General features: G+C 72.8%; 22 protein-coding genes and 1 pseudogene. 16 read left to right on the top strand and 7 right to left on the bottom strand.

Annotated features, from left to right (window positions below; translation table 11 throughout):
* Positions 1-15 precede the first annotated feature (15 nt).
* The 8 genes and pseudogenes from atpD (at position 16) to LOC65_RS08970 (ending at position 8,100) form a co-directional block, all read left to right on the top strand.
* Entirely contained in the window at positions 16-1,416 is a 1,401-nt protein-coding gene (atpD, locus tag LOC65_RS09005; RefSeq protein ID WP_009858587.1) for a F0F1 ATP synthase subunit beta, read from the top strand.
* A 62-nt stretch (positions 1,417-1,478) separates the two neighbouring features.
* Entirely contained in the window at positions 1,479-1,898 is a 420-nt protein-coding gene (locus LOC65_RS09000; RefSeq protein ID WP_009858588.1) for a F0F1 ATP synthase subunit epsilon, read from the top strand.
* An 84-nt stretch (positions 1,899-1,982) separates the two neighbouring features.
* Positions 1,983-2,780: a polyphosphate kinase 2 gene (gene ppk2, locus LOC65_RS08995; RefSeq protein WP_230247257.1), complete on the top strand. Its 798-nt coding sequence runs from the start codon at positions 1,983-1,985 to the stop codon at positions 2,778-2,780.
* 85 nt (positions 2,781-2,865) lie between these two features.
* Entirely contained in the window at positions 2,866-3,870 is a 1,005-nt protein-coding gene (locus LOC65_RS08990) for an XdhC family protein (protein ID WP_230247256.1), read from the top strand.
* An 80-nt stretch (positions 3,871-3,950) separates the two neighbouring features.
* Entirely contained in the window at positions 3,951-4,466 is a 516-nt protein-coding gene (locus LOC65_RS08985; protein WP_164962497.1) for a sigma-70 family RNA polymerase sigma factor, read from the top strand.
* Positions 4,467-4,578: 112 nt separating this feature from the next.
* A pseudogene (locus LOC65_RS19455) lies at positions 4,579-5,094 on the top strand (DUF4880 domain-containing protein); the annotation flags it as partial.
* Positions 5,095-5,239: 145 nt separating this feature from the next.
* On the top strand, positions 5,240-5,506 hold the full coding sequence (locus LOC65_RS08975; protein ID WP_230247316.1) for a hypothetical protein: 267 nt from the start codon (positions 5,240-5,242) through the stop codon (positions 5,504-5,506).
* Between the two features lie 89 nt (positions 5,507-5,595).
* The gene (locus LOC65_RS08970) at positions 5,596-8,100 is read left to right on the top strand and encodes a TonB-dependent siderophore receptor (RefSeq protein WP_230247313.1); all 2,505 of its coding nucleotides are present in this window, start codon (positions 5,596-5,598) and stop codon (positions 8,098-8,100) included.
* Between the two features lie 21 nt (positions 8,101-8,121).
* On the opposite strand, the gene LOC65_RS08965 is transcribed toward LOC65_RS08970, so the two are convergent.
* The 3 genes from LOC65_RS08965 to LOC65_RS08955 are packed head-to-tail and all read right to left on the bottom strand — an operon-like array spanning position 8,122 to position 10,137.
* On the bottom strand, positions 8,122-8,619 hold the full coding sequence (locus LOC65_RS08965; RefSeq protein WP_164962496.1) for a TPM domain-containing protein: 498 nt from the start codon (positions 8,617-8,619) through the stop codon (positions 8,122-8,124).
* Positions 8,619-9,524, bottom strand: coding sequence for a YgcG family protein (locus LOC65_RS08960; RefSeq protein ID WP_230247255.1), 906 nt, complete (start codon positions 9,522-9,524; stop codon positions 8,619-8,621). The genes LOC65_RS08965 and LOC65_RS08960 overlap by 1 nt, the downstream gene beginning before the upstream one ends.
* A gap of 10 nt (positions 9,525-9,534) precedes the next feature.
* Entirely contained in the window at positions 9,535-10,137 is a 603-nt protein-coding gene (locus LOC65_RS08955) for a LemA family protein (protein ID WP_206023481.1), read from the bottom strand.
* Positions 10,138-10,269: 132 nt separating this feature from the next.
* Here LOC65_RS08955 and hemE point away from each other — a divergent pair, with 132 nt between their 5' ends.
* The 3 genes from hemE (at position 10,270) to LOC65_RS08940 (ending at position 14,357) form a co-directional block, all read left to right on the top strand.
* Positions 10,270-11,367 carry a uroporphyrinogen decarboxylase gene (hemE, locus tag LOC65_RS08950; RefSeq protein ID WP_230247254.1) on the top strand — a complete coding sequence of 366 codons (1,098 nt, stop codon included), beginning with the start codon at positions 10,270-10,272 and terminating at the stop codon, positions 11,365-11,367.
* Positions 11,368-11,697: 330 nt separating this feature from the next.
* Complete coding sequence (locus tag LOC65_RS08945) at positions 11,698-13,722, top strand: primosomal protein N' (RefSeq protein ID WP_230247253.1); 2,025 nt, start codon at positions 11,698-11,700, stop codon at positions 13,720-13,722.
* A gap of 2 nt (positions 13,723-13,724) precedes the next feature.
* Positions 13,725-14,357 (top strand): trimeric intracellular cation channel family protein, encoded by a 633-nt coding sequence (locus tag LOC65_RS08940; RefSeq protein WP_009858595.1) that lies wholly within the window; start codon positions 13,725-13,727, stop codon positions 14,355-14,357.
* A 31-nt stretch (positions 14,358-14,388) separates the two neighbouring features.
* Here LOC65_RS08940 and LOC65_RS08935 read toward each other — a convergent pair whose 3' ends face one another.
* Entirely contained in the window at positions 14,389-15,345 is a 957-nt protein-coding gene (locus tag LOC65_RS08935) for an AEC family transporter (RefSeq protein ID WP_230247252.1), read from the bottom strand.
* A gap of 76 nt (positions 15,346-15,421) precedes the next feature.
* Here LOC65_RS08935 and LOC65_RS08930 point away from each other — a divergent pair, with 76 nt between their 5' ends.
* The 3 genes from LOC65_RS08930 to sppA all read left to right on the top strand — a co-directional run bounded on the left by LOC65_RS08930 (position 15,422) and on the right by sppA (position 18,957).
* Positions 15,422-16,408 (top strand): polysaccharide deacetylase family protein, encoded by a 987-nt coding sequence (locus tag LOC65_RS08930; protein WP_230247251.1) that lies wholly within the window; start codon positions 15,422-15,424, stop codon positions 16,406-16,408.
* Positions 16,409-16,449: 41 nt separating this feature from the next.
* Complete coding sequence (locus LOC65_RS08925) at positions 16,450-17,013, top strand: hypothetical protein (RefSeq protein ID WP_230247250.1); 564 nt, start codon at positions 16,450-16,452, stop codon at positions 17,011-17,013.
* A 96-nt stretch (positions 17,014-17,109) separates the two neighbouring features.
* On the top strand, positions 17,110-18,957 hold the full coding sequence (sppA, locus tag LOC65_RS08920) for a signal peptide peptidase SppA (protein WP_230247249.1): 1,848 nt from the start codon (positions 17,110-17,112) through the stop codon (positions 18,955-18,957).
* A 126-nt stretch (positions 18,958-19,083) separates the two neighbouring features.
* Here sppA and LOC65_RS08915 read toward each other — a convergent pair whose 3' ends face one another.
* From LOC65_RS08915 to LOC65_RS08905, 3 genes are read right to left on the bottom strand one after another with little or no spacing between them, the layout of a single operon-like run.
* The gene (locus tag LOC65_RS08915; protein WP_164962492.1) at positions 19,084-20,142 is read right to left on the bottom strand and encodes a homocysteine S-methyltransferase family protein; all 1,059 of its coding nucleotides are present in this window, start codon (positions 20,140-20,142) and stop codon (positions 19,084-19,086) included.
* A 21-nt stretch (positions 20,143-20,163) separates the two neighbouring features.
* The gene (locus LOC65_RS08910) at positions 20,164-20,421 is read right to left on the bottom strand and encodes a DUF3567 domain-containing protein (protein ID WP_230247248.1); all 258 of its coding nucleotides are present in this window, start codon (positions 20,419-20,421) and stop codon (positions 20,164-20,166) included.
* Positions 20,422-20,451: 30 nt separating this feature from the next.
* On the bottom strand, positions 20,452-21,375 hold the full coding sequence (locus LOC65_RS08905; protein ID WP_230247247.1) for a hypothetical protein: 924 nt from the start codon (positions 21,373-21,375) through the stop codon (positions 20,452-20,454).
* A gap of 47 nt (positions 21,376-21,422) precedes the next feature.
* Here LOC65_RS08905 and LOC65_RS08900 point away from each other — a divergent pair, with 47 nt between their 5' ends.
* Together LOC65_RS08900 and LOC65_RS08895 are read left to right on the top strand one after the other, a co-directional pair.
* The gene (locus LOC65_RS08900) at positions 21,423-22,376 is read left to right on the top strand and encodes a fumarylacetoacetate hydrolase family protein (RefSeq protein ID WP_029718446.1); all 954 of its coding nucleotides are present in this window, start codon (positions 21,423-21,425) and stop codon (positions 22,374-22,376) included.
* On the top strand, positions 22,373-23,302 hold the full coding sequence (locus tag LOC65_RS08895) for a TraB/GumN family protein (protein WP_230247246.1): 930 nt from the start codon (positions 22,373-22,375) through the stop codon (positions 23,300-23,302). The genes LOC65_RS08900 and LOC65_RS08895 overlap by 4 nt, the downstream gene beginning before the upstream one ends.
* Positions 23,303-23,343 lie beyond the last annotated feature (41 nt).

Raw genomic sequence — 23,343 nt, 5'->3', positions numbered from 1 at the left:
CGAAGGAAGCTCAAAATGGCACAAGGCAAGATCGTTCAGTGCATCGGCGCCGTCGTGGACGTGGAGTTCCCGCGCGACCAGATGCCCAAGATCTTCGACGCACTGAAGCTCGAAGGCTCGCCGCTGACGCTGGAAGTTCAGCAACAACTCGGCGACGGCGTCGTGCGCACCATCGCGCTCGGCTCGTCGGACGGCCTGCGCCGCGGCCTGATGGTCACCGACACCGGCGCCGGCATCACCGTGCCGGTCGGCAAGGCGACGCTGGGCCGCATCATGGACGTGCTCGGCAACCCGATCGACGAGCGCGGCCCGGTCGACCAGACCCACACCGCGACGATCCACCGCAAGGCCCCGGCCTACGACGAGCTGTCGCCGTCGCAGGAGCTGCTGGAAACCGGCATCAAGGTCATCGACCTGATCTGCCCGTTCGCCAAGGGCGGCAAGGTCGGCCTGTTCGGCGGCGCCGGCGTCGGCAAGACCGTCAACATGATGGAGCTCATCAACAACATCGCCAAGGCGCACTCGGGTCTGTCCGTGTTCGCCGGCGTCGGTGAGCGCACCCGCGAGGGCAACGACTTCTATCACGAGATGTCGGACTCCAACGTCGTCGTGCAGGAGAACCTGTCCGAGTCGAAGGTGGCGATGGTCTACGGCCAGATGAACGAGCCGCCGGGCAACCGTCTGCGCGTGGCGCTGACCGGCCTGACGATGGCCGAGGCGTTCCGTGACGAAGGCCGTGACGTGCTGTTCTTCGTCGACAACATCTACCGCTACACGCTGGCCGGCACCGAAGTGTCCGCGCTGCTGGGCCGCATGCCGTCGGCGGTGGGCTACCAGCCGACGCTGGCCGAGGAAATGGGCCGCCTGCAGGAGCGCATCACGTCGACCAAGGTCGGCTCGATCACCTCGATCCAGGCCGTGTACGTCCCTGCGGACGACCTGACCGACCCGTCGCCGGCCACGACCTTCGCCCACCTGGACGCCACCGTCGTGCTGTCGCGTGACATCGCCGCGCTGGGCATCTACCCCGCCGTCGACCCGCTGGACTCGACCTCGCGCCAGATCGACCCGAACGTCGTCGGCGAGGAGCACTACAGCACGACGCGTGCGGTGCAGGCCACGCTGCAGCGCTACAAGGAACTGCGCGACATCATCGCGATCCTGGGCATGGACGAGCTGTCGCCGGAAGACAAGCTGGCCGTCGCCCGCGCCCGCAAGATCCAGCGTTTCCTGTCGCAGCCCTTCCACGTCGCCGAAGTGTTCACCGGCACGCCGGGCAAGTACGTGCCGCTGAAGGAAACGATCCGCGGCTTCAAGATGATCGTCAACGGCGAGTGCGACCACCTGCCGGAGCAGGCCTTCTACATGGTCGGCACGATCGACGAGGCGTTCGAGAAGGCGAAGAAGCTGCAGTAAGCGGGCTCCGGGGCGCCGGGCGCCCCGCCGCTTCCTGACTTTTCTTCCATCCGAGGACCCCCATGGCCAAGACCATTCACGTCGACGTCGTCTCTGCCGAGGAGAGCATCTTCTCGGGCGAGGCCAAGTTCGTCGCGCTGCCGGGCGAGAACGGCGAGCTCGGCATCCTGCCGCGCCACACGCCGCTGATCACCCGCATCAAGCCGGGCGCGGTGCGCATCGAGCGCGCCGACAACGGCGAGGAGGAGTTCGTCTTCGTCGCCGGCGGCATCCTGGAAGTGCAGCCCAACGTCGTGACGGTGCTCGCCGACACGGCCATCCGCGGCCACGACCTCGACGAGGCCAAGGCCACCGAGGCCAAGCGCCTGGCCGAGGAAGCGATGCGCAACGCCAAGAGCGACATCGACCTGGCGAAGGCGCAGAGCGAGTTCGCGGCCATGGCCGCGCAGATCGCCGCGATCCAGAAGCTGCGCCGCAAGTAAGCTGCGACGTCCGCACGACGGGCCGCCCGCGCGACAGCGCCGGCGGCCTTTTCATTGGCCGCATGCCGGGCGCATCATCGGCCCATGAGCAAGAAGACCAAGCACGGCGACGGCACCAACGGCAAGATCTCGAAGGCCGACTACCTGGCGCAGCTCGAACCGCTGGAACTGCAGCTCAACGACCTGGCGCGCTGGCTGCAGCACACCGGCAAGCGCCTGCTGGTGCTGATCGAGGGCCGCGACACCGCCGGCAAGGGCGGGGTGATCTCGGCCATCGCCTCGACGCTGAACCCGCGCCAGTGCCGCACCGTCGCGCTGCCCAAGCCGACCGAGCGCGAGGCGACGCAGTGGTACTTCCAGCGTTATGTCGCGCACCTGCCGGCGGCCGGCGAGATCGTGCTCTTCGACCGCAGCTGGTACAACCGCGCCGGCGTCGAACGCGTGATGGGCTACTGCAGCGAAGCCCAGGCCAAGGCCTTCCTGAAGCAGGCGCCGGTGTTCGAGAAGCTGCTCGTCGACGACGGCATCCTGCTGCTGAAGTACTGGCTCACCGTCGACCAGGAGCGCCAGGAACTGCGTTTCGCCGACCGCCTGGCCGACCCGCTGAAGCGCTGGAAGCTCTCGCCGGTGGACCTGCAGGCGCGCACGCGTTACGCCGAGTACGGCCACGCGCGCGACCTGATGCTGAAGGCCACGCACACCGCGCACGCACCGTGGACGCTGGTCGACTTCAACGACCAGCGCATCGGCCGGCTGCGCCTGATCCGCGACCTGCTCGACCGCATCCCCGACCGCAAGGTGCCCGAGGCGAAGATCGAGTTCCCGCCGCTGGGCCACCCGCCGCTGCTCGAACGTTTCGACGGCCCGCTGAAGCCGATCTGAGCCCGATGCGCTCCCGACGCGGGACGGCCGCGACAAGCGACCCCGGCGCCGCCCGCACGCTGGCGGCTCCAACCGCGGAACACGCGTGACGCAGGGCGTGGACGTCGAGGTGCTTCGCAGCGCGCTCGCATGGCAGCGCGCCGGGCGGCAGGTCGTGCTCGCCACCGTCGTGCGCACCTGGGGCAGCTCGCCGCGTCCACCGGGCTCGCTGATGGCGCTGCGCGACGACGGCCAGGTCGCCGGCTCGGTGTCGGGCGGCTGCATCGAGGACGATCTGATCTCGCGCATGCGTGCCGGCGAACTGGCGTCGGGCATGCCGGCCGTCACACGCTACGGCGTCAGCGCCGACGAGGCGCAGCGCTTCGGCCTGCCCTGCGGCGGCAGCGTCGAGATCGTGCTCGAGCCGCTGTCCGAGGCTTCGGCGCTGCCCGAGTTGCTGGCGGCCGTCGAACAGCATGCGCTGGTCAGGCGCCGGCTGGACCTGGGCAGCGGGCGAGTCACGCTGGAGCCGGCACGCGAAGGCGACACGCTGCGTTTCGACGGCACGACGCTGGCGACGGTGCACGGCCCACGCCTGCGGCTGATCGTCATCGGCGCCGGCCAGCTCTCGCGCTACCTGGCGCAGATGGCGCTGCTGCTGGACTACGCCGTCACCGTCTGCGACCCGCGCGAGGAATACCGCGAAGGCTGGGACGCGCTGCCCGGCGTCCTGCTGTCGCGCACGATGCCCGACGACCTCGTCGTCGAGATGCGCCCCGACGCGCACACCGCCGTCGTCGCGCTGACCCACGACCCCAAGCTCGACGACCTGGCGCTGATGGAAGCGCTGAAGACGCCGGCCTTCTACGTCGGCGCGCTCGGCTCGCGGCGCAACAACGACGCGCGCCGCAGGCGACTGCTCGATTTCGAGCTCGACGAGGCGCAGATCGCGCGCCTGCACGGCCCGGTCGGCCTGAACCTCGGCGGCCGCACGCCGCCGGAGATCGCGCTGGCGATCGTCGCGGAGATGACGGCCGTACGCCGCGGCGCGGCGCTGGACGGGCCGCTGGCCGACTGGCAGGGCGGCCGCGCCCGCAGCGCCGTCGGCTGAACCCGCCGCGGGGGCTGGGGGCCCTTAGAATCAGATGCGAACGCTTCGCATTCCCGACCATTGACCTCAGCTCACCCCGCATGTCCCAGGTCCTGAGCCCCCCACACCAAGAGCTCGCCGGCCTGTACCGCGAGCACCATGGCTGGCTGCACGGCTGGCTCTGGCGCAAGCTGGGCAATGCCTTCGAGGCCGCGGATCTGGCCCAGGACACTTTCGCGCGCCTGCTGTGCACGCCGTCGGCGGCCGAGGTCGGTGCGCTGCGCGAACCGCGGGCCTACCTGGCCACCGTCGCCCGGCGACTGCTGCTCAACCACTTGCGCCGCCAGTCGCTGGAAGCGGCCTACCTGCAGGCCCTCGCGGCGCTGCCGGCGGACCATCAGCCCTCGCCGGAGCAGCGGCTGCTCATGCTGGAAGCGTTGCAGGAGGTCGACACGATGCTCGACGGCCTGCCGCCCAAGGTGCGCACGGTCTTCGTGCTGGCCCAGGTCGAGGGCCTGAGCTACGCCGAGATCGCCGAGGAACTGGGCGTCGGCCTGCGTTCGGTGAAGCGCTACATGGCCCAGGCGATGGCCGAATGCATCCTGCTGGCGGCATGAGACACCCTCAGGGCTTGTCAGGGGCTCCTTCCCGCGTGGCGGGATCGGCCGCAGGCCTTGGGGTGCCCCGGTGAGCCCCCCGCCGGACCGCGTGCTGACACGCGACGTGGCGATGCAGGCGGCCGAGTGGTACGTGCGCCTGAACGACGGCAAGGCGAGTCCGTCCGAGCACGACGCACTCGAGGCCTGGCGTGCCCAGGCCCCGGCACACGAACTCGCATGGCAGCGCGCCCTGCTGGTCAGCCGCCAGGCGGCCGCCGTGCCCGCAGCGCTGGCGCGGCCGACGCTCGCGCGGCCGCAGCGCCGGCGCCAGCTGCGCACGCTGGCGCTGCTCATCGCAGCCCCGGGCGCCGGCTGGCTGGGCTGGCAGATGCTGCCCGCCGCGTCGCGCACTTCGGCCGCTTACACCACGGCGACCGGCGAATGGCGCGAATGGACGCTGGCCGACGGCAGCCGCATGGTGCTGGACACCGCCAGCGCCGCCGACGCGCACTTCGGCCCCGAGCTGCGCCGGCTGCAGTTGCACGCCGGCGCGCTGCTCGTCGAGACCGCACGCGACCCGCAGCAGCCGCCACGGCCCTTCGTCGTCGACGTCGACGCCGGGCGCGTGCGGGCGGTCGGAACGCGTTTCACGGTCCGGATGCTCGACGATCGGTGCCGCGTCGCCGTGCTGGCCGGCGCGGTGGAGATCGCGCCGCGTGACGGCGGCGCGCCCGGCCGCCTGCAGGCCGGCGAACAGGCCGACTTCGACCGTCACGCGGTGCGCACCCCGCGTGCCGCCCCCCGCCGACGGGGCACTCTGGGCGCGCGGCGTGCTGGCCGTCGAAGACCTGCGGCTGGACGAGTTCCTCGCCGAACTGTCGCGCTACCGGCCAGGCTGGATCCGCTGCGAGCCCGCCGTGGCCGGGCTGCGCCTGAGCGGCGCCTTCATGCTGAACGACACCGACGCCGTGCTGGACAACCTCGCCCGGCTGCTGCCGGTGCGTGTCCTCGAACGCACGCGCTACTGGATCACCGTGGCCCCTCGCGGCCCACGCTGAAACCGCCCGCCTGGCCCCTTTCGGCCCGTTCGCGTGTCCTGTTCGATGGCAGCTCATTGCCGGACAGCGACTACAGCGAAGGAAACTCCATGACCCCAGGACCCCGCAGCCGCCGCGCGCAGACGCGCCGCCGGCCCGGCGCCATGCCCCTGAGCCGCGCCGCAGGCGCTTGCGCCACCGCGCTCGCGCTGGGCGCGATGCCCTCGGCGATCCCCGCCGCCCACGCCCAGGCAAGGACGCAGGCGACCGCCGACGCGGCCATCCACGACTTCCAGGTGCCCGCCGGCCCGCTGGGCGCCGCGCTGCCCGCGTTCGCCGCAGCGGCCCGGGTGAGCGTCAGCGCCGACCCGGCGCTGCTGGGTGCACGCCGCACGCGCGGCCTGCAGGGGCAGCACAGCGCGGCCGACGGCCTGCGCCTGCTGCTCGACGGCACCGGACTTCAGGCCCTGTCTCTCGGCCCGGCGGGCTACGTGCTGCGCGAGGCACCCCCGGCGGGCGGCAGCGAAGCCGCTGCCGGGCAAAGCCTGCCGGCGCTGACGGCACGCGCCAGCGCCGACAACGGCGCCACCGAAGGCAGCGGCTCCTACACCACGCGCCGCATGAACACCGCGACGAAGCTGCCGATGTCGGTGCGCGAAACGCCGCAGTCGGTCAGCGTGCTGACCCGCAGCCAGATCGAGGACCAGAACCTGACGACGCTGGACGACGCGGTGCGCAGCGTCACCGGCCTGACGATGCAGAAGGGCTACTACGCCGGCGAGTCGGGCAGCTTCAGCGCGCGCGGCTTCGCCGTCTCCAACCTGCTGATCGACGGCCTGCCGACCAGCACCGGGGCCAATGGCACCTTCAACGCCGACAACGACGCGCTGGACATCTATGACCGCGTCGAGGTCGTGCGCGGCGCCACCGGCCTGACCACCGGCGCCGGCACGCCGTCGGCCGCGATCAACCTCGTGCGCAAGCGCCCGACCGACGAGTTCCAGGGCAGCGTCGGCCTGAGCCTGGGCCGCTGGAACGACAAGCGCGGCGTGGTGGACGTCAGCGGGCCGCTGAACGAGGCCGGCTCGCTGCGCGGCCGCGCCGTCGTCAGCGCGCAGGACAGGGATCGTTTCTACGACACCGCGCACGACCGCAACCACCTCTTCTACGCCATCGTCGATGCCGACCTGACGCCGGCCACGACGGCGACCCTCGGGCTGTACCACCGCAAGGTGGACAACGACGGCTTCATCCCCGGCCTGCCGACCGCGGCCGACGGCAGCTTCCTGCCGGGCCTGTCCCGTTCGAGCAACTACGCCAACGACTTCGACTACTGGCACCAGACCGACAACACCGCCTTCGCCGAACTCGAGCACCGCTTCGCCGGTGGCTGGCAGGTGCGACTGGCCGCCACCTGGAAGCGCCCCGAACAGGACATGGTGTTCTCCAACCTGAGCCGCATCGACGGCGTGCTGCACCAGGACACCCAGCACTACCGCCTCGACAACCGGCAGGACAGCTACGACGCCTCGCTGCAGGGGCCGTTCGAGCTCTGGGGCCGGCGCCACGAGTTCGTGCTCGGCGCCAGCTACCGCCGCTACGACAACCGCAACTGGGGCGGCTGGGCCGACTACGCCTGGAGCGCCGACGGTCCCGTGGTCGACCCCTACGACTGGGACGCCTCGGCGGTCGCCGAGCCCGACATCGACATGTCGCTGTGGCGCTACTCGTACACGACGCGCCAGAAGGCGCTCTACGCGGCGACGCGGCTGCAGCTCGCCGACCCGCTGAAGCTGGTGCTCGGCGCGCGGCTGAGCGCCTACGAGTTCCGCAACCACGGCGCGGGCACGGGCTACGAGGTCGACGACGAGTTCACCCCGTACGCCGGGCTGGTCTACGAGATCGATGCACGCCACTCGGCCTACGCCAGCTGGACCGAGATCTTCGAACCCCAGTCCAGCCGCGACCGCGACGGCCAGCTGCTCGACCCGATCACCGGCCGCAACTACGAGCTCGGGGTGAAGGGCGAGTACCTCGACGGCCGGCTCAACGCCAGCCTCGCCGTCTTCCTGATCGAGCAGCGCAACCGCGCCACCGACGACCTCGACGGTCCCAACCCCTGCCCCGGCAGCAGCTTGGGCTACTGCAAGCGCGCGTCGGGGGAGGTCGAGAGCAAGGGCGTCGAGATGGAGCTCAGCGGCGCGCTGACCCCGGCCTGGCAACTGACCGCCGGCTACACCTACGCTGCCGCCAAGTACACGCAGGACAGCAGCGCCGCCAACATCGGCCGGCTCTACGACAGCGATCTGCCGCGCCACCAGTTCAAGCTCTCGACGCGCTACCGGCTGCCGGGTGAACTCTCGCGCTGGCGCGTCGGCGCCAAGGTCTACGCGCAGAACAGCGTGGTGTCGAGCGACGACAGCCGCATCCGCCAGGGCGGCTGGGCGGTCTGGGGCCTGAGCGCGGGCTACCAGGCGAGCGCGGCGCTGGACCTGCAGCTCAACGTCGACAACGTCTTCGACCGGCGCTACTACGAGACCCTCGGCTGGGCGACCGGCGGCAACGTCTTCGGCTCGCCCCGGACCGCGACGCTGACCGCGCGCTACTTCTTCTAGCGCCGGGCCGGCGCGCCGCCGTCAGCGCACGTGCGGCGCGTCGGGCAGCTCGTTCGGGTTGGCCTCGCCTTCGGCCAGCGGGTAGTGCCGCACCAGCAGCGCGTCGACGGCGTCGACGGCCTGCGCCAGCCCGTCCTCGAAACGCCCGGCGCGGAACGCTTCGCGCATCGTCGCGACGACGCCGTCCCAGTGACCGGCCGGCGCGTGGCGCATCACGCCACGGTCGGCGACGAGCTCGATCGCATGGTCGGCCAGCAGCAGGTAGATCAGCACGCCGTTGTTGGCCTCGGTGTCCCAGACCCCCAGTTCGGCGAAGACCTCCAGCGCACGTTCGCGCACCGGGCGCTGCAGCCAGCCCCAGGGCAGGCCGGCCTCGACGCACAGCCGGATCTCGCCCGAATGGCGCGCCTCGCTGGCCCGCACGCGCTCGGCCAGGCGCGCCATCGCGGCATCGTCGAGCACCCGGCGCACGTCGCCGTGGTCGGCGAACAGATGGCGCAACGCACGTCCCAGACCCATCACCAGCCCCCCGAGGCGCCGCCGCCGCCGAAACTGCCGCCGCCGCCGGAGCGGAAACCACCGCCGCCGCCGCCACCGCCACGGAACCCGCCACCGCCGAAGCCGCCGCCTCCGCCCCAGCCACCGCCGCCACGGCCGGAGCCGCCGCCGATCTGGCGCAGCGCCGACGCGACGCTGAAGACCAGCGCGAAAACCAGCGCCGCGACGCCGACACCGAGCGCGACCAGCACGCTGGCCGTCACCCACCAGGCGATGCCGCCGGCGATGGCCGCGGTCAGCGGCACGCCGAGCTTGCGCCCCAGCGCCCCGGACAGCACCGAGGCCATCACCGGCACGCCGAAGAACAGCAGCACCACCCAGTCCTCGAACTGCGTGCCGTCCTCGCCGCGGCCGGCGGCGGCCGGCAGCGGCAGGTTCTCGCCGCGGATGCGCGCGATCAGCTGGTCGACGCCAGCCTCCAGCCCGCCGGCGTAGTCGCCTTCGCGGAACGCGGGCCGGATCGCGCGGTCGATGATCTGGCGCGCTGCCAGGTCGGGGATCGCGCCTTCGAGCGCGCGCGCGACCTCGATGCGCACGCGCCGGTCGCCCATCGACACCAGCACCAGCACGCCGTCGCCGACCTCGCGCCGGCCGATCTTCCACTGGTCGGCCACGCGCCAGGCGTAGGCCGCGATGTCCTCGGGCGCGGTGTCGGGCACGATCAGCACGACGATCTGCGGCCCGGCCTCGGCCTCGAAGGCGGCGAGCCTGGCCTCCAGCGCGTCACGCGCCGCCGGCGCCAGCGTCGCGGTCTGGTCGATGACACGCGCCGTCAGCGCCGGCACGGGCTTCAACCCGCCCTGGGCGAAGACCACCGGCACGAACAGCGCCAGCAGCAGGGCCAGCGCGCGCAGCAGGCGCGGCATGCTCAGGCGCTCACCGGGAGGCCGGGCTCTCGAAGTTCACCGCCGGCGGCCGGCTGATCGCCGCCTCGTCCTGCACCTGCAGGCTGGGCTTGACCTCGTAGCCGAAGACCATCGCCGTCAGGTTGCTCGGGAAGCTGCGCGCCAGCACGTTGTATTCCTGCACCGCCTGGATGTACTGGTTGCGCGCGACGGTGATGCGGTTCTCGGTGCCTTCGAGCTGCACCCGCAGGTCCTGGAAGCCCTGGTTGGCGCGCAGGCTGGGGTAGTTCTCGCTGACCATCAGCAGCCGCGACAGCGCGCCCGACAGCTCGCCCTGCGCCGCCTGGAACTTGCGGAAGGCCTCGGGGTTGTCGACCAGCTCGGGCGTGGCCTGGATCGAGGTCGCACGCGCGCGCGCCTCGACGACACGGGTCAGCGTCTCCTGCTCGAAGTTCGCTTCGCCCTTGACGGTGGCCACCAGGTTGGGCACCAGGTCGGCGCGGCGCTGGTACTGGTTGAGCACCTCGGCCCAGCGCGACTTGGCCTGCTCGTCCAGGCGCTGGAAGTCGTTGTAGCCGCAGCCCGACAGGGCCAGCACGACACCGATCGCGGCGATCCACCTCGTCAAACCCATCGTGTCCTCCTTGGTTGGCGCCCGATGCTACGCCGGCCGGTGGCCACGCGGTGGCGCGCCCGCGGCCGACGAGGCTGACGAGAACCAAGCCGAGATCAAATCGGCCGCAGGCCGGCCGGCGATAATCCTCCGATGTTCGCCCCCCTCCAAAACGACCAGTTCCTGCGCGCGTGCCTGCGCCAGCCCACGACCCACACGCCGCTCTGGCTGATGCGCCAGGCCGGTCGTTACCTGCCGGAGTACCGCGCGACGCGCGAGAAGGCGGGCAACAGCTTCATGGGTCTGGCCACCAACCCGCAGTACGCCACCGAGGTGACGCTGCAGCCGCTGGACCGTTACGCGCTGGACGCGGCGATCCTGTTCTCCGACATCCTGGTCGTGCCCGACGCGATGGGCCTGGGCCTGTCCTTCGGCGCCGGCGAAGGCCCGCGTTTCGCCCACCCGCTGCGTGACGAAGCCTCGGTCGCCGCGCTGCAGGTGCCCGACCTGGACAAGCTGCGCTACGTCTTCGACACCGTGACGATGCTGCGCAAGGCGCTCAACGGCCGCGTGCCGCTGATCGGCTTCTCCGGCAGCCCCTGGACGCTGGCCAGCTACATGGTCGAAGGCGCCGGCTCGGACGACTACCGCGTCGTCAAGCAGATGCTGTACGCGCGCCCCGACCTGCTGCACCGCATCCTCGACGTCAACGCGCAGGCCGTCACCGCCTACCTGAACCAGCAGATCGAGTGCGGCGCGCAGGCCGCGATGATCTTCGACAGCTGGGGCGGCGTGCTCGCCGACGGCGTGTTCCAGGAATTCAGCCTCGAATACACGCGCCGCGTCGTCGCCGGCCTGAAGCGCCAGCACGACGGCCAGCAGATCCCGGTCATCGTCTTCACCAAGGGCGGCGGCATCTGGCTGGAACAGATCGCCGCGATCGGCGCCGACGTCGTCGGCCTGGACTGGACGGCCAACCTGGGCGACGCCCGCCGCCGCACCGGCGACCGCGTCGCGCTGCAGGGCAACCTGGACCCGGCGGTGCTGTTCTCCAACCCCGAGGTCATCGCCAAGGAAGCGGTCAAGGTGCTCGACAGCTTCGGCGCGCCGCAGCGTGCCGACGGCGGCTGGGGCGGCCACGTCTTCAACCTCGGCCACGGCATCAGCCAGCACACGCCGCCGGACAACGTCACCGCGCTTGTCGAAGCGGTGCACAACCACGGCCGTTTGCTTCGCTCGGCCGGTAAGTGAGTGCTCAGGGCAGCGTTTGCCCTGCCTGAAGGCTTGACTTATCCCCAGTAAACGTGCTGCGGCACCGGCCCGCAGCAGCTTCCCCGCAACGGCCCCACTGGGGCCGTTTGTCTTCGCTAAGTTGTTGATTCATATACGATCACTCCGCTGCCACGAAATCGCGCAAAGAACCTCGGGGCTTGGAGAATCAACAACTTGGAGGCGCTGGACGCAGCTTCTGCACAAAGTTATCCACAGAAGCTGTGGGCAGGTCCGAAAAGCCTTCCAACACAAGGACTTGGGGACGATCCTTGAGAAGCCACCGAGCTTTCGCACGCAAGTGACGAGCCGATGACCCAGCGCATCGCCGTCGCCGTCGAGACACCCCAGCACACGGGGGTCGGCGTGCTCGACTACCTCGCCGACCAGGCCTGGCCGCCCGGCACGCTGCTGCGTGTGCCGCTGGGGCGGCGCGAGGTGCCGGGCATCGTCTGGCACCGCGAAGGCGACACCGAGCTCGCCGACGACGCGCTGCGCCCGGCTGGCGCGGCGCTCGAGGCGCTGCCGCCGCTGGGCGAAGCCTGGCGCCGCCTCGTCGAGTTCGCCGCCGGCTATTACCAGCGGGGTGTCGGCGAGCTGGCGCTGTCGGTGCTGCCGCCCGAGCTGCGCAAGCTCGACGACGTGCAGCTCGCACGCCGCGTCGCCAAGCTGGCCAAACTCGCGCCGCCGCCGGCCGCCGAGCCGCCGCCGCGGCCCGAACCCAGCGCCGAGCAGCAGGCGGCGCTCGCCGCCTTGGCCGAGGGCACGGCGCCGGCGCTGCTGCACGGCGTCACCGGCAGCGGCAAGACCGAGGTCTATCTGCGTGCCGCCGAGCAGGCGCTGGACGCCGGCCGCCAGGTGCTGGTGCTGGTGCCCGAGATCAACCTGACGCCGCAGCTCGAAGCGCGGTTCGCCGCGCGGTTCCCCGGCCGGCGTCTGGTCAGCCTGCACAGCGCGCTGACGCCGGCGCAGCGGCTGAAGAACTGGCTGCAGGCCCATCTGGGCACCGCCGACCTGGTGCTCGGCACGCGGCTGGCGGTGTTCGCGTCGCTGCCGCGGCTGGGGCTGGTCGTCGTCGACGAGGAGCACGACCCCTCGTTCAAGCAGCAGGAAGGCGCACGCTACTCGGCGCGCGACCTCGCCGTCTGGCGCGCCCACGACGCCGGCGTGCCGGTGCTGCTGGGCTCGGCGACACCGTCGCTGGAGACCTGGCAGCGTGTGCAAGAAGGCCGCTACCGCCGCCTGGCGCTGGACGCGCGCATCGGCGGCGGCGCGATGCCGCGGGTGCGTGTCTTCGACATGAGCCGGCTGCCGCGCCAGCGCGGTGTCGACGGGCCGCCGCTGGCGCCGCCGGTGCTGGACGCGCTGCGCCAGCGGCTGGAGCGCGGCGAGCAAAGCCTGCTGCTGCTCAACCGCCGCGGCTACGCGCCGGTGCTGCACTGCGGCGAATGCGGCTGGAAGAGCGGCTGCCCGCACTGCAGCGCCTGGCGCGTGTTCCACAAGGCCGACCGCACGCTGCGCTGCCACCACTGCGGCTTCACCGAGCGTGTGCCACGCGCCTGCCCGGACTGCGGCAACCAGGACATCGCGCCGATCGGGCGTGGCACCGAGAAGCTCGCCGAGCAGCTCGCCGAGCTGCTGCCCGAAGCGCGTGTCGCGCGCATCGACGCCGACAGCACACGCGGCGCCGGCGCGCTGGAGCAGCAGCTCGGCGCCGTGCACGCCGGCGAGGTCGATGTGCTGGTCGGCACGCAGATGGTGGCCAAGGGCCACGACTTCCGCCGCATCACGCTGGTCGTCGCGGTGAACCCCGACTCGGCGCTGTTCGCCAGCGACTTCCGCGCCCCCGAACGCCTGTTCGCGCTGCTGATGCAGGCCGCCGGCCGCGCCGGGCGCGACGCCGAGCAGGCGGCACGCAGCGAGATGTGGATCCAGACCTGGAACCCGCAGCACGCGCTGTTCGACGCGCTCAAGCGCCACGACTACGCGGCGTTTGCCGCCAGCCAGCTCGACGAGCGCCGCAGCGCCGGGCTGCCGCCATTCAGCCACCTGGCGCTGCTGCGGGCGGAAGCCAGGAGCGCCGAGGTCGCCACCGCCTTCCTCGACGAAGCCGCGACGCTGGCCGAGGGCATCGACAGCATCGGCCTGTACCCGGCGGTGCCGCCGGCGGTGTCCCGCGTGGCCGATGTCGAACGCGTGCAGATGCTCGTCGAGTCGACGTCGCGGCCGGCGCTGCAGCGTTTCCTCTCCGGCTGGCTGCCGCAGCTGCACGCGCTTCGGCCGCATCACAAGGGCCTGATCCGCTGGGCCGTCGACGTCGACCCGCTGGCGATCTGACGATGCCTCTGGATCTGCTGCACCTGACCATCGAGGTCGCCGGAACGCTGGCCTTCTTCATCGCCGGGCTGCTGACCGCAGCGCGCAAGCGGCTGGACGCCGTCGGCTCGTTCTCGGTGGCCTGCCTGTCGGCCTTCGGCGGCGGCACGATGCGCGACCTGCTGCTCGACCGCCGGCCCTTCTTCTGGGTGCACAACGCCGACTGGCTCTGGGGCCTGCTGCTGCTGACGCTGCTGGCGATGCGCTACCTCGACCGGCGCCACGTCGCGACGACGCAGCGCGCGATCCAGTGGCCCGACGCGCTGGGCCTGGGCCTGTTCGCCGCCAGCGGCACGCAGATCGCGCTCGCCGCCGGCATGCCGGCGCTGATCGCGGTGCTGATGGGCACGATGACCGCGGCCTGCGGCGGCGTGCTGCGCGACATCGCCTGCGCCGAGGTGCCGGCCGCTTTCAACGACCACCAGCCCTACGCCGTCTGCGCCTTCGCCGGCGGCTGGCTCGTCGTGCTCGGCGAGCACCTCGGCTGGCCGCCGGGCCCGGGCCTGTTCGCCGGGGCCGCGCTCGCGTGCGGCCTGCGCGGCTGGACGCTGTGGCGCGGCATCCGCCTGCCCGAGTGGCGCGCCGGCCGGCGCTGACACACACCGGCCCGGTGCACGACGCTGCCGCTCAGCCCGGTCCCAGCCAGCCGACCAGCGCGCTGAAGCTGCCGAAGGCCAGCGCCGTCGACAGCATCACGATGCGCGCGATGCGCCCGGCGTCGGCGCGGTAGCGCTCGGCCAGCAGCGGCACGTTGCTGGCGCTCGGCAGCGCCGCGGCCAGCGTCAGCACCGTCAGCTGCGCCGGCGTCAGCGGCACGCCGGCGGCGACCAGCACCAGGCCCAGCCCGGCCACCAGCGCCGGGTGCACGAACAGCTTGACGGCGGTGATCGCCGCCACGTCGCCCCAGCGCTCACCGTGGCCGGCGCGCTGGCCGGCGCGCCAGAGCACGGCGCCGACGGTGAACAGCGCCACCGGCGTCGCCGCGTCGGCCAGCAGGCGCACGACGGTGTCCACCGGGCCCGGCAGGCCGACGCCGGCCACCGAGAACACGGCGCCCAGCGCCGTCGCCCAGGGCAGCGGGTTGCCGACGGCGCCGCGCAGCGCCAGCGCCAGCGCGCGCCGCGTGCCGTGGCCGGCGGCGTCGCCGGCCTGGGCCAGCGCGATGCACAGCGAGCTGGTCACGAAGACGTCGATCAGCAGCACCGCGATCGTCGGCCCGGCGGCTTGCGGCCCGAGCAGCGCGACGAGCAACGGCACGCCCATGAAGCCCGAGTTCGGGAAGGTGGCGACGAGCGCGCCGAAGGCCGCGTCCTTGAGCCCGGCGCGCCGCCAGGTGGCCGCGAGCACCGCGCCGACGACGAGGGCCGCCGCGCCCAGCCAGCACAGCAGCACCGCCGGGTCGAGCAACTGCGAGATCGGCGTCGCCATCGCCAGGCGCAGCAGCATCGCCGGCAGCGCGAAGCACTGGACGAAGACGTTGAGCCCGGGAATCGCGCTCTCGGGCAGCAGGCGCAGCCGCCCGGCCGCGTAACCCGCCGCCACCAGCGCGAAGAAGGGCGCCGTCACGGCGAGAATCGACAACATCGCTGCGAGTATCGCAATCGACTCGAAAGCCGATGGAGCCGCTCGGAACCGTGCGCCGGAGTGTCGTGCAGGGCCCATGCTCGCGGGCCACACAACGGACTGCTGCGAGGCCATCACGACCGACACCCTGTGCACGCTTGCGGCGAGCGCGACGAACGTGCCGCCCAGAATCCGTCGCAGCCTGTTATCCGTCGCCCTGTTCGGGTTCGTGCACACGGCCTGCGCGCAAGTCCTCAGCTTCAGCTTCGACGACGGCCTGGACCCACGATCGCAGCCGATGGCGATGGCCTGGACGCAAGCCCTTCTGGACGGACTGAAGGCCGCGAAGGTGCAGGCGATGTTCTTCCCCGCGGGCCGGATCGTCGACTCGCCGCTAGGACTGCAGCAGGTGGACGCCTGGAGCCGCGCCGGCCACGACGTCGGCAACCACACCTACTCGCATCGCAGCTTCGGCTCGCCGCGCATGACGGTCGAGGCCTTCACCGAAGACCTGATGCGCGCCGACGAACTGCTGTCCCGCACGCCGCGATGGCAACGGCGGCTGCGCTTCCCGTACCTGAAGGAAGGCGAGACCGCGGAAAAACGCGACGCACTGCGGGCCTGGATGGTGGACCACGGCTATCGGCCGGCAGCGGTCAGCATCGACACCAGCGACTGGTACTACGACCAACGTTATGCCGCCCGCGGGCCGAGGTCGGCCGAGTCGGTCGAGCGCTTCCGGCGCCTGTACCTGCACCACCTCGAACAGCGCGCGCTCTATTACGACGAGCTGGCCCGCCGGGTGCTGGGCCGCAGCCCTGCCCATGTGATGCTGCTGCACACCAACCGCCTCAACGCCGAGTTCATCGGCGACGTCGTCCGCATGTTCCGCAGCAAAGGCTGGACGATCGTGCCGCCCGCAGTGGCCTATCGCGACCCGCTCTACAGCACCGCGACCCGCAGCCTGCCGGCCGGCGAAAGCACCGTCTGGGCCTTGGCCCGACAGGCCGGCGTGTCAGGCCTGCGCTATCCGGCGGAAGACGGCGCCTACGAACAACGACTGCTCGACGTCGCCGACGAATGAACGCCCTGCCGACCGCTCCAACTCGAACCCGCAATCGATCGATGCAGATCCAGGCCCGGTTGACGCTCGCAGCGCTGGCGCTGCCATTCGCCGCGATGAGCAGTGCGGCGTTCGCGCAGACACCGGCCGCAGCGCCGGACTGCGCCACGATGCTCGAGCAGTCGCAGCGGCTCGCCGTCAGCCAGACCTATGAGCAGTTCGACCAGGCGGAAGACGCCGGCTTCCGGTTCCTGGCTCGCGCCGGGTGCTTCGTCGAGGCAGCGGCGCTGATCGAGGCGTATGCCGCCCAGCACGACGGGCACACCGAGATACTGCAGTGGCATGCGGCGCAGATGCTGGCGAAAGCGGGGCGCTACGACGCAGCGGTCGACAAGGCCAGGCTGGCGCTGCTGAAACAGGAGCACGCCAGCTTCCGCTGGAACGACTATGTGCTGGGAACGATCGGATTCCTGGAGCGCGACATGCCCGCGCTGCTGCGCCACCGCGACCGCGTGGCCGTTGCAGCCGCGACGCATCCCGGGAACCAGGCCAACCTGCGGGTCCTCGACCGTCTGATCGAGCGCTTCGACAAGCCCTATGCCGTCGCGATCAGCGTGTCGCCATGACACGCCGGGTCTGAGCCGCCGATGTCCCCGCACCACCGTTGACGCGAACAGTCGCACGACGTCCTGCTAGCCTCGCACCCGTCAGAGGAGGATTCGATGGCCGACGAGACGAAACCCCGTTCCCGGACGATGCGCGTGCTGCACGGCCTGTGGTGGCTCGTGGACACCGGACGGCGGGCGATCCTGAACCTGCTGCTGCTGGCGGTGCTCGCCGCCGTGGCCTGGGCACTGCTGCACCGCGGCCCGCCGCCGCTGGCCGACAAGACGGTGCTGGTGCTCAACCCGCAGGGGCCGATCCGGGAGCAGTTCAGCGGCAGCCTGCGCGACAACGCGCTGCAGAAGGTGCGCGGCTCGGACCTTGAACAGACCCGGCTGCGCGACCTGCTGACCGCGCTGGACGCCGGTGCCACCGACGCCCGCATCACCAGCGCGCTGCTGGTGCTCGACGACTTCGCCGGCGCCGGCCTGCCGACGCTGCGCGAGGTGGCCGCCGCCGTCGACCGCTTCCGCGCCGGCGGCAAGAAGGTCGTCGCCTGGGGCTCCAGCTACGACCAGCGCCAGTACTACCTGGCGGCCCACGCCGACGAGGTCTGGCTGCACCCGATGGGCGGCATCGAGATCAGCGGCTACGGCGGCCGGCGCACCTACTTCAAGGACGCGCTGGACCAGCTCGGCGTCACCGCGCACGTGGTGCGCGCCGGGCGCTTCAAGAACGCCGCCGAGACGCTGGCCGCCAGCGGGCCGTCGCCCGAGACCGAGCAGGCCGACCGCGAGCTCTACGACGGCCTGTGGGCCGACTACGCGGCGACCATCGAGCATGCGCGCCGCCTGCCCGCCGGCAGCCTGTCGCGGGCCATCGCCGAGCTGCCCGAGCGCCTGGCCGCCGCCGGCGGCGACGCCGCCAAGCTGGCCGCGCGTGAAGGCCTGATCGACGCGATGAAGACCCGCGACCAGATGCGCGCGGCGCTGATCGCCCGCGGCGAACGCGACGGCGAGAGCTTCCGCCAGATCGGCTTCGCCGCCTACGCGGCGCGTTTCACGCCGCCGGCCGCCGGCCCCGCGGTGGCGGTGGTCGTCGCCGAGGGCATGATCGTCGACGGCGAGGCCGCCCCGGGCACGGTGGGCGGACTGTCGACCGCGGCGCTGGTGCGGCGCGCCCGCGACGACGACGCGGTGCGCGCCATCGTGCTGCGCGTCAACTCGCCCGGCGGCAGCGCCTTCGGCTCGGAGCTGATCCGCCGCGAGCTGGAGCTGGCCCGCGCCGCCGGCAAGCCGGTGGTGGTGTCGATGGGCGACGTCGCGGCCTCGGGCGGCTTCTGGATCTCGACCTCGGCCGACGAGATCGTCGCCGACCCGGCGACGATCACCGGCTCGATCGGCGTCATCGCCGTGCTGCCGACCGCCGAACGTGCGCTCGAACGCCTGGGCCTGCACACCGAGGGCTACCGCACGAGCTGGGCGGTCGACGCCTACGACCCGCGCGCGCCGCTGGACGCACGCACCGAGCAGGTGCTGCAGTCGAGCATCGGCCACGTCTACGGCCAGTTCCTCGAACGTGTCGCCACGGCGCGCAAGACGACGCCGGAGCGCATCGACGAGATCGGCCAGGGCCGCGTCTGGAGCGGCGCGCAGGCCCGCGTGCGCGGCCTGGTCGACCGCACCGGTGGCCTGCGCGACGCGCTGGCCGTGGCCGCGGCGCGCGCCAAGCTGGCGCCGGGCTACCGCGTGCAGTACATGGAGGAGATGCCCGGCCGCGCCGAACGCCTGATGGCCTGGTTCGGCGACCTCGGCGTCACGGCGCTGCAGCCGGCCCTGCAGGCGGCGCTGCCGCCGCCGCTGCCGGCGCCGCTGGCCGAACTGCGGCAGCAGGCAGCCTGGCTGATCCAGGCCAGCGACGGCCGCCGCCCGGCGGCGATGGCGCACTGCGAGTGCGCTGCACCTTGAGCCCCCGGCCGCCCCCGAGGGGGCTCCGGATCCGACCGGGAGACCCGGATCGGATCCGGCCCGTATGCCGGCGCCTCTCGCCAGAGGGCGCCAAAGGCGCCCTCTGGGATGCGGACACGGCGGCGATCAGGCCGCCGCGACCAGCCCGGTGAACAGCGGGTCGCGGCGCGAGCGCGGCCGGTAGGCCGAGACGCGGCGCGCGATCTCGGCGATGTGGTCCGGCGTCGTGCCGCAGCAGCCGCCGACGATGTTCAGGAAACCGGCCTTGGCGAAGTCGGCCATCAGCGCGCCGGTGACCGGCGGCGTCTCGTCGAAGCCGGTCTCGCTCATCGGGTTGGGCAGGCCGGCGTTCGGATAGCAGCTGACGTAGGTGTCGTCGGCGATGCGCGACAGCTCCTCGATGTACGGCCGCATCAGCGCCGCGCCGAGCGCACAGTTCAGGCCGATGGCCAGCGGCCGCGCATGGCGCACCGAGTGCCAGAACGCGCCCACCGTCTGCCCCGACAGGATGCGGCCCGAGGCGTCGGTGACGGTGCCCGAGACGATGACCGGCAGGCGCTCGCCGCGCGCTTCCATCAGCTCGTCGAGCGCGAAGATCGCGGCCTTGGCGTTCAGCGTGTCGAAGATCGTCTCGACGAGGAACAGGTCGACGCCGCCGTCGAGCAGCGCCTCGGCCTGCTCGCGGTAGGCCTCGCGCAGCTGGTCGAACGTGATGTTGCGCGCGCCGGGGTCGTTGACGTCGGGGCTGATGCTGGCGGTGCGCGGCGTCGGGCCCAGCGCGCCGGCGACGAAACGCGGCTTGTCCGGCGTGGCCGCGGCGTCGGCGGCTTCGCGCGCGACACGCGCCGACGCGAGGTTCATCTCGCGCGCCATGGGCGCCAGGTCGTAGTCCTCCTGGGCGACGGTCGTCGCGCCGAAGGTGTTGGTCTCGATGATGTCGGCGCCGGCCGCCAGGTACTGGGCGTGGATCTCGCGGATCACGTCGGGGCGCGTGATCGACAGCAGGTCGTTGTTGCCCTTCAGGTCTTTCGGGTGCTCGCGCAGCGCGTCGTTGCGGAAGTCGGCTTCGCCGAGCTTCCAGCGCTGGATCATCGTGCCCATCGCACCGTCGATGACGACGATGCGCCGGGGCAGCAGGTCGGCCAGGGCCTGGCCGCGGGTGTAGGCGGGCGTGCGGGCGTTCATCGCGCCATTGTGCCCGCCCGTTCAGTGCAGGGTCAGCGGCTGCTGGGCGAGCCGGGCGTAGCCGGCGATGAAGTCGTCGAAGGCCTCCGGGCCCGGGTCGCGCTCGACCAGCGCCTCGACGCCGCGGCGAAAGCTCTCGGCCACCGCCCCTTCGATCCAGATGTCGGTGCGCGCGAGCTTGTCGACGATCTCGTAGCCGCCGCGTGCCGGCGCGCCGGCTTCGGCCGGCAACTCGACCTGGACGACGACGAAGGTGTCGGACTGGTACAGCATCTGCATGGGCCGCAGTTGGCCCCGGCAACGGCCATTTCAAGAGCCGGCCGCGACGAGGCGGTGGTCGGCCTCGGCGCCGGTCTCGGCGACGCGGCTCGTCCAGCGCACCGGCAGCCAGCCGCGCGCCGGGTCCAGCCAGACCTCCCAGCGCGGCTGGTAAGGCCCCGGCGCGGCGCTGGCCAGCCGCAGCGCCGTGGCCGGGCCGGCCGGCAGGTCCAGCGGCTCGACGGCCTCGACCTCGAAACGCCGCCACGCGGCGTCGCCACGGGTGCCGACGACGAAGAGCTCGACCACCGCGCCGGGGGCAAAACGCTCGGGTGCCGCGGCGACCACGGCCGCCAGCTGCAGCAGCCAGCCGGCGCGGTCCTGCGCGCCCGGCAGCAGTGCATGCTCGGCGCCGCCGCCGGAGGCGCTGACGACGCCGACGTCACGGCGGAAGTTGGCCGCCCGCACCTCGCGCGTGCGGCGGCGCTCGACCAGGCGCTCGGGTTCGAGCCCGTGCGGGCCGATGCGGCCGCGGCTGCTCCAGCCGTCGCCGCCGTCGTCGGCCAGCACGAGGTGGTAGCCGTCGGCGCCGGGCTGCCAGTCCAGCCGCAGCTCGCCGTCGGCCCGGCCGCCACGGCGCTGCCAGCGCAGCTGCAGCGCCGGCGGCAGGCGGGCGGCGTACAGCGGCGGCGCCGGGCCGGCGGCGGCCGACGGCAAGGCCCCCGCGGCGGCAGGGCGCAACGGTCGCCGTGCGGCCGGCCGCACGGCCGGCGCCTCGGCCGGCACCTCGGCCGGCACCCGGCGCACGTGCATCGCGGCACGCGCCGCGTCGGGCCGCAGAGGCGGTGACGGCGGTGACGGCGGCGGCGGCTGCAGCGCGTCGAGCAGCAGCAGGTGCAGCGCCAGCACCGCGGCGCCCGCCGGCAGCACGGCAGGCCGGGCGCGGCGCGGCGCACGACCGGGACACGAAGCCATCGGACAATGCTGCCCACCCGCGGAACGCCCGCCGATCCCCCTCGCCCATGAAACTTGTCACCCTGAAGGACGGGTCGCGCGACGGCCAGCTCGCCGTCGTCTCGCGCGATCTGGCGCAAGCCCATTTCGCCACCGGCATCGCCACCCGCATGCAGCAGGTGCTGGACGACTGGAACTTCGTCAGCCCGCAGCTCGAGGACCTGTACACGACGCTGAACCACGGCAAGGCGCGCCACGCTTTCGCCTTCGACGCGCGCCAGTGCATGGCGCCGCTGCCGCGCGCCTTCCACTGGGTGCAGGTCGACGCCTACCCCGACGCCGCCGAACGCATGCTGCGCGCGCTGGGCGTCGAGCCGCCGGCGGCGCTGCGCGAGACGCCCGCGGTGCGCGCCGCGGCCGGCGACGGCCTGCTCGGCGCCCACGACGAGGCCCGCTTCGCCGCCACCGCGCCGGCGCCGGACTTCGGGCCGCAGCTGGCCGTCGTCACCGGCGACGTCGAGGCCGGCACACCGGCCGACCGCGCGCTCGACGGCGTGCGGCTGGTGCTGCTGGCCAACGCCTGGCGCAGCGGCGAGGAGGCCGCGGCCGCGCCGCCGGCGGCGTTCGCGCCGGTGGCCGTGACGCCCGAGGAACTGGGCGAGGCCTGGCGCGGCGGCAAGCTGCAGCTGGCCATCGAGACCCGACTGAACGGCCGGCGCTTCTCGCGCCTGGACGCCGCCGCCGGCATGCGCTGGCACTTCGGCCGCCTGATCGCGCGTGCGGCGACGACACGCACGCTGGGCGCCGGGGCCATCGTCGGCACCGGCCCGGTCGGGGCCCGCGACGCCGCCGACGGCGCCGGCTGCATCGCCGAGCGCCGCGCCGTCGAGGCCGCGGCGGGCGGCGAGCCGGCCACGCCCTGGCTGGCCTTCGGCGACACGGTGCGCGTCGAGGCCTTCGGCGCCGACGGCGCCAGCGTCTTCGGCGCGCTCGAGCAGCGTGTCTCGGAGCGCGACGAATGAGCCCGCTGGCGCGCTGGCGCCGCCGCATCGCCGCCACGCTGGCCGCGCTGTGGCTGCTGCCGCCGGCGCTGGCCCAGGACTGCCCGCCACCGCCGGACCCGCAGCCCGCGGCGCTGGCCGACCGCGGGCCGCTGTGGGAGATCGAACGCGACGGCCGCCGCTCCTGGCTGTACGGCACGCTGCACGTCGGCAAGGCCGGGTGGACGACGCCGGGGCCGCGCGTGGCCGCGGCGCTGGAGGCCAGCGACCTCGTCGCGCTCGAGCTCGACCCCGAAGACCCCGGCGTGCAGCGCCAGCTGATGGCCGAGGCGCTGCGCCCGACGCCGCCGCTGCCGCCGGCGCTGGCCCGGCGGCTGACCGACGCGCTGCGTGCCGCCTGCCTCGACACGCGGGCGCTGGCGCCGCTGCACCCGGCGATGCAGGCCATCGTGCTGACGCTGGCCGAGGCGCGCCGCGCCGGGCTGGACCCGGCCTGGGGCCAGGAAGGCGCGCTGGCGCGCAGCGCGCGCGACCGCGGCCGGCCGCTGGTGGCGCTGGAGCGCGTCGAGCAGCAGCTCGCGGTGCTGCTGCCGCGTGACGCCGCAGCGATCGCCGGGCTGGTCGAACGCACGCTGGCGCCGCTGGAGTCGGGCCGCGGCACGGCCTCGCTGGCGCGCCTGGCCCGGGCCTGGGAAGAGGCCGACGTGGCCACGCTGGCCAACTACGAACGCTGGTGCGACTGCATCGCCGACGACAGCGACCGCGCCGCGATGCGCGAGATGGTCGACGCGCGCAACCCCGGCCTGGCCGACGGCATCGCCGCGCTGCATGCACGCGGCGCGCGCGTGTTCGCCGCCGTAGGCGCGCTGCACATGGTCGGCGAGCAGGGGCTGCCGCGGCTGCTCGCCGAACGCGGCTTCGCCGTGCGGCCGGTGCCGGCACACTGAACGGCCGCAGCGCACAATCGCCCGACCACGCCGCCAGGAGA

This window comes from Rubrivivax sp. JA1055 (genome assembly GCF_020966565.1).
Classification (GTDB): Bacteria; Pseudomonadota; Gammaproteobacteria; order Burkholderiales; family Burkholderiaceae_C; genus Rubrivivax; species Rubrivivax benzoatilyticus.
Note: the sequence above shows the minus strand (reverse complement) of the source record. Positions and strands in the feature narration are given on the sequence as shown.